This is a genomic window from Pelomonas cellulosilytica, assembly GCF_021353265.1.
In the GTDB taxonomy this organism is placed as follows: Bacteria; Pseudomonadota; Gammaproteobacteria; order Burkholderiales; family Burkholderiaceae_C; genus Pelomonas; species Pelomonas cellulosilytica.
The window spans coordinates 791832-803272 of the sequence record NZ_JAJTWU010000003.1 but is presented as its reverse complement, the minus strand read 5'-3'; the positions used below and the strand labels follow the sequence as shown (position 1 = coordinate 803272).

General features: G+C 63.0%; 9 protein-coding genes. 3 read left to right on the top strand and 6 right to left on the bottom strand.

Going from position 1 to position 11441, the window contains the following annotated elements:
- Nucleotides 1–141: 141 nt before the first annotated feature.
- From LXT13_RS11130 to LXT13_RS11120, 3 genes are all read right to left on the bottom strand, one after another.
- The gene (locus LXT13_RS11130) at nt 142–1218 is read right to left on the bottom strand and encodes a Vgb family protein (RefSeq protein ID WP_233371981.1); all 1077 of its coding nucleotides are present in this window, start codon (nt 1216–1218) and stop codon (nt 142–144) included.
- A gap of 228 nt (nt 1219–1446) precedes the next feature.
- Nucleotides 1447–2874 (bottom strand): DUF1501 domain-containing protein, encoded by a 1428-nt coding sequence (locus LXT13_RS11125; protein WP_233371980.1) that lies wholly within the window; start codon nt 2872–2874, stop codon nt 1447–1449.
- Between the two features lie 5 nt (nt 2875–2879).
- A complete protein-coding gene (locus LXT13_RS11120) occupies nt 2880–5168 on the bottom strand; it encodes a DUF1800 family protein (protein WP_233371979.1) in 2289 nt (762 codons plus the stop codon).
- A gap of 283 nt (nt 5169–5451) precedes the next feature.
- Between LXT13_RS11120 and LXT13_RS11115 the strand changes: the two genes are divergently transcribed.
- From LXT13_RS11115 to LXT13_RS11105, 3 genes are all read left to right on the top strand, one after another.
- Entirely contained in the window at nt 5452–6459 is a 1008-nt protein-coding gene (locus LXT13_RS11115; protein WP_349254833.1) for an NAD-dependent epimerase, read from the top strand.
- 65 nt (nt 6460–6524) lie between these two features.
- A complete protein-coding gene (locus tag LXT13_RS11110; protein WP_233371978.1) occupies nt 6525–7859 on the top strand; it encodes a UDP-glucose dehydrogenase family protein in 1335 nt (444 codons plus the stop codon).
- A gap of 65 nt (nt 7860–7924) precedes the next feature.
- The gene (locus tag LXT13_RS11105) at nt 7925–9028 is read left to right on the top strand and encodes a nucleotidyltransferase family protein (protein WP_233371977.1); all 1104 of its coding nucleotides are present in this window, start codon (nt 7925–7927) and stop codon (nt 9026–9028) included.
- Nucleotides 9029–9093: 65 nt separating this feature from the next.
- Here LXT13_RS11105 and rfbC read toward each other — a convergent pair whose 3' ends face one another.
- Genes rfbC through rfbD form a run of 3 tightly spaced genes read right to left on the bottom strand, consistent with a single transcriptional unit; the run spans nt 9094 to nt 11438 of the window.
- Entirely contained in the window at nt 9094–9660 is a 567-nt protein-coding gene (gene rfbC, locus LXT13_RS11100; RefSeq protein ID WP_233371976.1) for a dTDP-4-dehydrorhamnose 3,5-epimerase, read from the bottom strand.
- A gap of 1 nt (nt 9661) precedes the next feature.
- Nucleotides 9662–10546, bottom strand: a complete 885-nt coding sequence (gene rfbA, locus LXT13_RS11095) for a glucose-1-phosphate thymidylyltransferase RfbA (protein WP_233371975.1) — start codon at nt 10544–10546, stop codon at nt 9662–9664.
- A gap of 10 nt (nt 10547–10556) precedes the next feature.
- On the bottom strand, nt 10557–11438 hold the full coding sequence (rfbD, locus tag LXT13_RS11090) for a dTDP-4-dehydrorhamnose reductase (protein ID WP_233371974.1): 882 nt from the start codon (nt 11436–11438) through the stop codon (nt 10557–10559).
- Nucleotides 11439–11441: the final 3 nt, after the last annotated feature.

The window sequence follows — 11441 nt, the reverse complement described above, 5'->3', positions numbered from 1 at the left end:
GCCTGCCCTCCAGAACTCCCAGAAATCAATAGTCATTGAATTTGATTCTGGGAGTTCTGACCATCGGCATTCACCCCGCATCACCAGTGTTCATGCGGGTTGTGAGCGTTTTGCAGGGCCGACTACTTATGGGTGAATATTCTAGCCGAGGTTGGACTTGAGTTCGGTGGATTGGTTGGGCGCCGGCGATCCACAAGACGAACTCGCTGTCATAGCCTCGCGACCGTGCGATCTACGGAACAAATGCACGACTAGCAACAGTCCGCCAAAGAACAGTAATGAGCTGACGGGTTCTGGTACTGAGGGCGGCCCAAAGACCAAGGATAGGGGCGCGTCAAGGCGGCCCGACTCAGGAGGTACAAATTCATCGATCAAGACTCCAGTATCGCCGTCATACCTTAATATATTGTTATTGTTATTGCCCGCTATATAGATATTTCCATCCGGACCGAAGACTAAATCCGGTATTGAAACCACTCCAGCTCCGACAAAGAGACTCTTGAACGCCCCTGTTTGTCCGTTGTAGCGAAGTATTCCAAAAGGATTGCCATTCTGAGGATTTGAGTCGGCAACATACAGATCGCCGTCCGGCCCGAACGCAAAACCGGATGGGTTTGCAAGCGCACCCGAGGTGATAAAGTCTCCGAGGAAAGATCCTGTTGAGGCGTCAAAGCCAAATAGTCCTGGATGCCCCCTGGAAGCGCCATTGGTTACATACAGATTGCCATTCGCGCCGATTTTAAGCATGCGCAAATCGGTTAATTCTGGCGAGCTAAAGGATTGCAAGAATTTGCCTTGTGCACTGAAGCGCAAGACAACACTGCCTCCACTTAACGCAAAAAGACTACCGTCCTTGCCAAATGCGAGATGTGAGGGGTTTGTTACTGCAGCAAACTTTCCCAGCAACTGCCCTGAGGCACTGTCAAATCGCAGAACCGCGTTGTCTCCATAGCTAGAGACATACAACTCGTTGTCAGAGCCAAACGCGATGCCTTGCGCAATACCTGGGACCACTGCAAAATAGGCAGTTCCGGACGGCTGATTGGCCGACGGCGCAGGAGCTCCAGTACTTCCATCGTAACGATTTACGGTACCCGATAAGCCATCTACGAACAAGTCAAACGCATTGCAGTTTGGCGGCATGATCAGCGCCATCAAAGTAGTGATTCTTAAAATCAAAACTGCAATCGGAATAGCCCCAACGCGGCGCGTAGACATGCGAGCTCCTTTATATCGAGGTTGACCTCCCAATGTCGACGCTCATCCTCTGATCTTCCAAATAGACTTTGGGCGCTGTAAATGGGCTTGCCTATCCCTAACTGTTGGGTCCCATGTGATCATGTTCCTGTTCGCAGCTGGGCCCTGTTCAAAGTCAGGTGACCTTGCACCGGTCATGCTGCTCAGAAGGTCGACTGAGAATGGGTAGCGACGCGACGGACGGCTCGTTCAGCCAAAAATAGTTGGCCCAGCGCCAAAGTTGGAGAGGTTGGGCAGCACGATCTGACGTTCCGTGAGGCTCAGTCCCATCCAGGTGCCGAGGCTGTTGGCCAGCTGGGTCACGCCGATGCCCGGGAGCAGGCGTCCCGAGCCGACGTCGGTGGTGGTGCCCAGCGCGGTGACCGGAAAGTCGCCGTAGATCTTCTTGCCCTTGACCGCGCCGCCGACGACGAAGTGGTGGCTACCCCAGCCGTGGTCGGAGCCGTCACCGTTGCTGACCAACGTGCGGCCGAAGTCGCTTGCGGTGAACAGAGTGACATTGTTGACCATGCCGACACCTTGGAGGGCGCTCATAAACCAGTCAATGGACTGGGCCACGCGCGCCATGTTGGCGGGCTGGTCGCGCATCTGGAAAGCGTGGGCATCGAAGCCGCTGACAGTGATCATGAATACCTGCCGCTGCAGGCCCAGCCGGGGCGCTGCGGCCACCATTTGGGCTACGACGCGCAGTTGCTTGGCCAAGGGTTCATTCGCCAGGTTCAGCGTGCTGCCATCGGGCAGCGTCACGGCGACATTGGGCAGCACCGCGACACCCGATGCGGCCAATGCGGGTTGAAGGGTGCTCGTGGTGGTCAGCGAGCGCTGCACGACCTTGAGGTATTCCGCCTGGAAATCATTAGGGCTGCTCGTGCTGGCCAGCATGCTCCTCAGTGCGCCGGGCACCGCAGTGCTGCCCGCATGGGTGCCGTCCATCGCCGGGTTGATGGCGACCGGGCCGTTCATCCCCAACTGGTACTGGTTGACCTTGGAGCCGCTAAGGAAAACGGCGTTGCCATTGGTGGAAATGGCGGTGAAGACGGGCTGCTGGTTAGCGGCCATTAGCACGTCGCCCATGCGGCCGCCCCAGCCGGTGGGCGCGCCTTCCGGCTGGAGGGACTGCCACATCGCCTGCTGGTCGTTGTGCGAGTACAGCTTGGAGGGCAGGCCGACTCCGGCGGCGTACTCGGCCTTGGTTATGGGGCGAACCAGCGTGCCGACGTTGGCGATGACGGCGCACTGCCCGGCCTCGTAGCGGGCCAGCAGCGGCGCGAGTTCCTGCGGCATGCCGAAGCTGCGGCCGCTGGCTTGCCCCGCGGCGGTCATGCCGACGAGCTTGTTGGTGGGCACGGCAAGCTCGCGTCGTGCCGCGGCGTAGCTGGTGTAGTTGGTGCTGTCGGTGGGAACGATCCAGTTGTGGCTGTCGTTGCCGCCTTGCATGAACAGGCAGACGATGGCCTTGTAGCCGTCGTTGGTGGTGGCCGCGGCCGCCTGGCTTGAGGCCAGTGCTCCGATACCAGCCAGATGCATGGCCAGCGGGGTGCCAAAGCGGCCGAGGCCGGACGCCGCCAGGCCGCCCGCGGCAGTTAGAAAGGAACGTCGAGAAGTGTTGGTGGCCATGGCAATCAGGGTTGGAAGACGAACTCTGGGGAGGCGAGGGTGAGGAACAGCGCGGCCTGCGCGCGCCGCTTGGCGGCATCGGTGCCGGTGATGTTGATCTGGGACATGATGTCCAGGATCTGTTGCCGCAGCGCGGGCGTCATGCGCCCGCCCAGCAGCATCAGGTTGAGGTGGTCAGGCAAAGTGGCGAGGTTCGTGTAGCTGGCCATCCCGATTTGATTGGCGTACGTGCTCGAAACATCGCTGTTAGTGCCGACGCCGGTCGTCACGAGGTTTTCCACCGCATTGAGCCAGATCGCCACCGTGGATTCATTGACGATCTGGAACTCGGGTGCCGTAGCGCCGCGCGTGCTGAAAGCGGTATTGGGCGGGATGTAGCCAGGGCGGACGTAGCCGAATACGGAGGGCGCGAACAGGGCACGTTGACCTTGCGACTCAAGCGTATCCTGCATCAAGTACTGGCCGCTGACGGATTGGGCGCCCATGGCGCGCATCCAGTGTGCCAGCCGCAGCACCGGCTCCCGCAGCTTGCCGAAGTCGGCCGTCGGGGTGCTGCGTGCTTCGGTGTCGAGAAGGATGGCTTTCACCACGGCACCCAGGTCGCCGCGCACGCCCTGTCCGTTGTTGTTGAACACGGTGGCGACGCGATTGATGTACGCCGGGCTGGGGTTGCTCGTGACGAGGTGCTGGATGAGCTGGCGGGTGACGAACGGGCCGACGTTGGGATGGTTGAACAGAGCGTCGAGCGCAGCCTTGAGGTCGGACTGTGCAGTGCTGCCGCCCGGCAGCGTGACGGCCCAGGACTTGCCGGTGAACAGCCGCTTCTCGGCGGTGGAGTGCTGGCCCGGGTAGGCCTTCATCGGCAGGAAGTCGATTTGGTAGTCGTTGGCGGCGGTGACGCTTGGCGTGCTGTACCGGAAGGTGCTTTCGTTCAACTGCGCGTCGGGGTAGGCCCAACTCCAGCCGGTGAACACCTTGGCCATGGCCATTACGTCGGCGGTGGTGTACGTCTCGATCGGGTTGCCGTTGGCGTCGCGCTTCAGGGAGCCATCATTGTTGAGTTCGTACAGGCCGATGGAGAACAGCTGCATGATCTCGCGGGCGAAGTTCTCGTCGGGCATGCGGCCGGTCGCCGGATCTTCCTTGCGGTTGCGCATGTGCGAGAGGTAGATGCCCATGCTTGGCGTCAGCGCCATGTCCTCCAGAAGATTGCGGTAGTTGCCGAACGCATGCTTGTGCAGTAGGTCGACGTACTGCGCATAGGCGCGGCCGTGGGCGTAGAGGTTGAGATCCGCCTGCGACACCATGAAGATTTGGTGGAGGGCGAATGCCACGCGCTGACGCAACTGGTCCGGGGCGCGCGCGGCGCGTTCCCAGAACTTTTGTGAGACCCAGAACGGGGTGTAGTTGGCCCCTTTCGGGCGATAGGCGTCTCCGAGTGCGTACTTGGCCTGGACGTGATCGAAGAAGTCGCGTGTGTAGGGCAGCGTGAGCTGGGCCGTGATCCAGCTGGAATAGCCATCCTTGACGACCTTGTTGACGTCGTCCGCCGTGGGGCCAAAACTGGCCTGTTCCAGGAAACGGACGGCGTCGACCTTGGCGCCCCATTGCGTATCGACGGCGCTGCCAGGCCAGGTGAGCCTCAGCGCACTGTCGACAAAGAGGTCTCCCTGGCCGGGAATGGTGTCGACGCCATCGAAGGCGAGGCTGCGCGGACCGCGGTCAACGACGGAACCGCTGATGGTCGGGAGGATTGTCCATACGCCGTCGCTCAGCGCAATGATGTGCAGGTTACGGTCGACGCCATCGACCGCCCCGTCATTGGTGAAGACGAGATCGAGCTTCGAGCCAGCCTTGAGCGTGGGCGTCGTGAACTTGTAGTCGTCCGGTGTGGTGGACTTGACCTCCACGGTGCCGACCACCTGGCCATCGATGCGCAGCGTCATCATGGCGCCGACGCCTCCCGCCACGTCAGCGCGTGCGCGGACGGTGAGCACAGGAGACGGAGCATCGGTGCCGGCAAACGCCTGCGCGGTTGGGATGACTTCGGTTGCCGACACGTCGGCTGCCGCGCTGCTAACGCCGGTGTCGATCGGCGTTGCTGCCGTGGTGTTCGGGGTGCCGGCAGCGCCGTTGTCGGCGCTTCCGGTGGTGGGTGTTGGTGCGGCAGCGATCGTGGGCGCCGAGGTCGCGCCACCGGCGCTGCCTCCGCCGCCGCAAGCGGTGAGCGAAGCTGTCGTGGCGGCCACAATCAATGAGATGACTAGGCGCGAGGCGGTGTGCAGTGGTTGCATGGGTGAGGATGGGGCACGAGGAACAACGGTGTGCGCCACATAGAGCGGGCAGCGGACTGGGCAGCGAGCCAGTGCGATCAATGTAGGCGATGGGCCCTGTAACGTGTTGGGGCGCGAGGCATGCGATGTGATGGGAATCACGGGCCCAAGAAGGGTTACACCACGACACGCGACACCACTAATCCACGGGATGCGCGGAGCCCCTCAGCTGCGGGCTTTGGGAGCCGGAATACGTCACGCATAGAGGAGAATCCCGAATGATTTCGAAGCACGGGGATATCGAGTGAAAGTTCTTGTGACAGGCGCAGCCGGCTTCATCGGCATGCACGTGAGTCAACTGCTGTTGGCACGTGGTGATCAAGTTGTTGGGCTGGACAACCTCAACGACTACTACTCGCCACAGCTCAAAAATGACCGGCTCGCGAGGCTGCAGGCGAAGCCGGGTTTCACGTTCGTCAAGATGGACGTGGCCGACCGCGAAGGCGTGGCCAAGCTTTTTGCGGAGCACCGCTTTGACCGCGTTGTCCATTTGGCCGCTCAGGCCGGTGTGCGCTACTCCATCGAGAACCCGCACGCCTACATCGACAGCAACATCGTCGGTTTCACGAACATCCTCGAAGGCTGCCGCCATAACGGCGTGGAGCACCTGGCCTACGCGTCTAGCTCCAGCGTCTACGGCGGCAACACGCTGATGCCGTTCTCAGAGCATCACAGCGTGGACCATCCGATCAGTCTGTACGCCGCGACGAAGAAGGCGAACGAGCTGATGGCGCACACCTACTCGCACCTTTTTGGGTTGCCAACGACGGGCCTGCGCTTCTTCACGGTTTACGGGCCATGGGGCCGGCCCGACATGGCGCTCTTCCTGTTCACCAAGGCCACCATCGAGGGGCGCCCCATCAACGTGTTCAACCACGGCAAGATGATTCGCGACTTCACTTACATCGACGACATCGCCGAAGGTGTCGTTCGGGTGCTGGATCGCGCGGCGACAGCCGATCCAGGCTACGACCCGGATCAGGCCGACCCCGCACGGTCGAGCGCGCCGTATCGCGTGTTCAACATCGGCAACCACGCGCCCATTCAGCTGATGAGCTTTATCCAAGCCATCGAGCAGGCCGTGGGTCGGGAGGCCGTGAAGAACTTCATGCCGCTTCAGGATGGCGACGTGCCGGCTACGCACGCGGATGTGGAAGAACTGGCCGCGTGGACGGGCTTTCGGCCTGCCATGCCAGTACCAGAAGGCATCCAGCGCTTTGTCGCCTGGTATCGGGACTACTACAAGGTCTGACCTCCACGGCGCTGTCACGCCCCTGAGTTACAAACGCGTGAACCGATTCTGAGCAAGGACACAGCATGAAAGTCACCGCCATCGGCACCGGTTACGTCGGTCTTGTCACCGGCGCCTGCCTGGCCGAGATGGGCAACCACGTGGTTTGCCTGGATGTGAACCCCGAGAAGATCCGCATCCTCAATGACGGTGAGATCCCCATCCACGAGCCTGGCCTGCTCGAAGTGGTGCGTCGCAACGTCGCCGCTGGCCGTCTGCAGTTCACGACCGACGTGGACATGGCGGTAAAGCACGGCACCATTCTCTTCATCGGTGTCGGTACGCCTCCGGATGAGGACGGCTCGGCCGACCTGCAATATGTTGTGGCTGCCGCGCGCTCCATCGGCCAGCGCATGACGGATTACAAGGTCATCGTCGACAAGAGCACGGTGCCGGTTGGCACGGCCGACAAGGTGCGCGCTGCGGTCAAGGAAGAGCTGGTGAAGCGCGGGCTGGGCGACATGGCCTATGCGGTGGTCTCCAACCCCGAGTTCCTGAAGGAAGGGGCGGCGGTCGACGACTTCATGAAGCCTGACCGCATCATCGTGGGCTCGGACGACGAGCAGGCGACGCTGCTGATGCGCGCGCTCTATGCGCCGTTCAACCGCACGCAAGACCGCATGCTGGTCATGGATGTGCGCAGCGCCGAGTTCACGAAGTACGCCGCCAACGCGATGCTGGCCACGCGTATCAGCTTCATGAACGAGCTGGCGCTGTTGGCAGAGAAGGTCGGCGCCGACATCGAGCTGGTGCGCCGCGGCATTGGCAGCGATCCGCGCATCGGCTACCAGTTCCTGTACGCAGGCGCGGGCTACGGTGGCTCCTGCTTCCCGAAGGATGTGAAGGCGCTGGTCAAGGCAGCGTCGGATGCCGGCATCCCGCTGAAGGTGCTGACGGCCGTGGAAGAGGCCAACGAGCGCCAGAAGCGTGTGCTGGTGGACAAGGTGGTGGAACGCTTCGGCGATGATCTCAAGGGTCGGCGCTTCGCGATCTGGGGCCTGGCCTTCAAGCCCAACACCGACGACATGCGCGAGGCGCCTTCGCTGGTCATCATCGACGAGCTCACGAAGCGCGGCGCGACGCTGGCCGCCTATGACCCGGTTTCCATGCCCGAGACGGCCCGCGTGCTCGGCGCCCGTGACGACGTGACTCTCGTGCAGCGCGCCGAGGCAGCACTGCAAGGCGCCGATGCACTGCTGATCGTGACCGAGTGGAAAGAGTTCCGCACGCCCGACTTCGACGGCATCAAGGCCGCGCTGAAGGCGCCGGTCGTCTTCGATGGCCGCAACCTCTACGAACCCAAGCTGATGAAGACGCTCGGCATCGAGCATCACGGCATCGGCCGCCCAGCGGCGTCTTGAGCCGCGCAGTCGGCTTGAACTTTGCTTGTCTCCTGAGCGTTCCAACGAATAACCGAGTACTGCATATGACCAAAGCAATGATCCTGGCCGCCGGCCAAGGCACCCGCGTCCGTCCGTTGACCAAGTTCACGCCCAAGCCGATGGTGCCCATCCTCGGCAAGCCGGTGATGGAGTACCTCGTCGAACTGCTCGCGCAGCATGGCGTGAAGCAGATCATGGTGAACGTGGCCTTCCTGCACTGGAAGATCGAAAACTACTTCGGCAACGGCCAGCGCTGGGGCGTCGAGCTGGGCTACTCCTACGAGGGAGTGCGCGAGCAGGGTGAGGTGGTGTGCAAGCCGGTCGGCTCCGCCGGCGGCATGCGCAAGATCCAGGACTTCGGCGGCTTCTTCGACGAGACCTTCCTGGTGCTGTGCGGTGACGCCATCATCGACATGGACATCACAGCTGCCATCGCCGAGCACAAGGCCAAGGGCGCTATCGCCACCGTTGTGACGCTGGACGTGCCTCGCGAGGACACCAAGAACTACGGCATCGTCGTGGCGGATCCGGATGGCCGCGTGACGTCCTTCCAGGAGAAGCCCAAGCCCGCCGAGGCGCTGAGCACGCTGGCTTCGACCGGCATCTACATTTTCGAGCCCGAGGTGCTGGACCTGATCCCGCCGGGCAAGGAGTTCGACATCGGCAGCCAGTTGTTCCCGCTGCTCGTGGAGAAGGGCCTGCCGTTTTACGCGCAAAACCGTCCGTTCAACTGGATCGACATCGGTCGCCTGACCGACTACTGGGCCGTCACCCAGCGCGTGCTGGCCGGTGAGGTGGCGCAAATGCACGTGCCGGGGCGCCAGGTGCGTCCGCAGGTGTGGACCGGCCTGAACACGTCCGTCGATTGGGACTCGGTGCATATCGAGGGCCCGGTCTACATCGGCTCCAACGTTTGCATCGAGAAGGGCGCCCGCGTCATTGGCCCGACGTGGATCGGCCATGGCTCGCACCTGCGCGCGGGCTGCACGGTCGAGCGTTCGGTCCTGTTCGAACACACGCGCGTCGGCGAAGGCATGACGGTGAGCGAGATGGTGATGTCGCCCCAGTACTGCGTGAACCGCGCCGGCGAGGTGAGCTACGTGGGCGACGAGGCCCGGCCGTTGCGCTGGGGCGATGCCCGCGCCTGATCGCAGCTCACGCAGCGAAGCAAAACGCCCTCCGTTGGAGGGCGTTTTGCATGGAGCAGGTGGTGTCAGGCGAAGGTCTTCGCGTCTGCCAGCAGGGGTGCGGCCACATCCTTGGCCGACAGCTGCGGAGCGACGCCCAGGAGCCGGTCCAGAGGCCAGTCGATACCGACAGCGGGGTCATCCCAACGTACGGCGCCTTCGCATTCCGGGGCGTAGCGGCCGCTGGTCTTGTAGAGGAAGTCGGCCGTCTCACTGAGGACGACGAATCCGTGAGCGAAGCCCGGCGGAATCCACAGCTGGCGCTGGTTCTCGGCGGTCAGCTCCACGCCGACCCATTTGCCGAAATTGGCGCTGGAGCGGCGCATGTCGACAGCCACGTCAAAGACGGCGCCGTTGACGCAACGCACCAGCTTGCCCTGCGCATGCGGATCGAGCTGGTAGTGCAGGCCACGCAGCACGCCACGCGACGAGCGGGAGTGGTTGTCCTGCACGAAGTGCACGTCGTAGCCCAGGCCTTCGTTGAAACGGGCTTCGTTCCAGCTTTCGGTGAAGAAGCCACGCGCGTCGCCGAAGACCTTGGGCTCGACGATGAGCACTTCCGGCAGCGCCGTGGGGGTCAGCTTCAACAGCATGTCAGAAGGCCTTCTCGGTCAGCAGCTTCTGCAGGTACTGGCCATAGCCGTTCTTGGCCAACGGCTTGGCGAGCACCTCCAGCTGTGCGGCATCGATCCAGCCGGCACGGTAGGCGATTTCCTCCGGGCAGGCGACCTTGAGGCCCTGGCGCTTTTCCAGCGTGGCGATGAACTGGCCGGCTTCGAGCAGGCTGTCGTGGGTGCCGGTGTCCAGCCAGGCGTAGCCGCGGCCCATGATCTCGACGCTGAGCTGACCTTGTTTCAGGTACTGCGCATTGACGTCGGTGATCTCGAGCTCGCCGCGCGGGCTGGGCTTGATGTTCGCCGCGATGTCGCAGACCTGCTCGTCGTAGAAGTACAGCCCCGTGACAGCGTAGTTGCTCTTGGGCGCCTTGGGCTTTTCTTCGATCGACAGCGCGCGTTGCTGCGCGTCGAACTCGACGACGCCGTAGCGTTCCGGGTCGTGCACGTGATAAGCAAACACGCTCGCGCCAGTGGTCTGGTTCGTCGCGTTGTGCAGCAGGGCGGCGAAGTCGTGCCCGTAGTAGATGTTGTCGCCGAGCACCAGCGCGCTGGGCGCGCCGCCAATGAACTCGCGGCCGAGGATGAAGGCCTGGGCGAGGCCGTCGGGACTCGGCTGCACGCAGTAGCTGATGTTCAGCCCCCAGCGGGCGCCGTCGCCCAACAGGGCTTCGAAGCGCGGCGTGTCCTGCGGCGTGCTGATGACGAGGATGTCACGGATCCCAGCCAGCATCAGGGTGCTCAGTGGGTAGTACACCATCGGCTTGTCGTAGACCGGCAGCAACTGCTTGCTGACAGCCAGCGTGGCAGGGTGCAGGCGGGTGCCGGAACCCCCGGCGAGGATGATGCCCTTGCGGTTCTTCATGGCAGGCCTTTCAGAGGATCTCGGTAAGCATGCGTTCGACGCCCTGTTGCCAGGTGGGCAGCGCCAGGCCGAAGCGCTGCTGCAGCTTGCCGGTTGACAGGCGGGAGTTCAGCGGGCGTTTGGCGGGCGTGGGGTAGTCGCTGGTGGGGATGGGCAGGACCTGGTCCGTGGCCACCTTCACAGGCTTCCCTTGCGCGCGTGCGAATTCGATGACGAAGCGGGCGTACTCATGCCAGCTCGTCTCTCCGCCGGCCACCGCGTGATAGGTGCCGGTCAGGGCCGGATTTACGCGGGCGGCGCGCAGCATGTGGGCCGTCAGGTCGGCCAGCAGGTCCGCGCCGGTCGGCGCACCGATCTGGTCGGCGATGACCTTCAGCTGGTCGCGCTCAGCGGCCAGCCGCAGCATGGTCTTGGCGAAGTTGCCGCCCCGAGCCGCATAAACCCAACTGGTGCGCAGAACCAGGTGCTGGCAGCCACTGGCGCGGATGGCGTCCTCGCCTTCGGCCTTGGTCGCACCGTAGACGCTCAGCGGCGCGATGGGGGCTTCCTCGTCACGCGGCTGGTCACCGCTGCCGTCGAAGACGTAGTCGGTGGAGTAGTGCACGAACAGCGCGCCCAGGCGCTTGGCCTCAATGGCGAGCAGGGCGGGCGTCTTGGCGTTGATCTGGCGCGCAAGCTCCGGCTCGCTCTCGGCCTTGTCGACGGCAGTGTGGGCCGCGGCATTGACGATTACCTGAGGCGCGATGGCCTGCACGCGGGCGAGCAGCTTCTCGGGCTGCGTGAAGTCGCCGCCGTCGTCGAAGTCCAGCGCAACGACGTCGCCTAAGGGGGCCAGCGAGCGCTGCAGTTCCCAGCCGACCTGGCCGCCTTTGCCGAGCAGAAGAATCTTCATGGC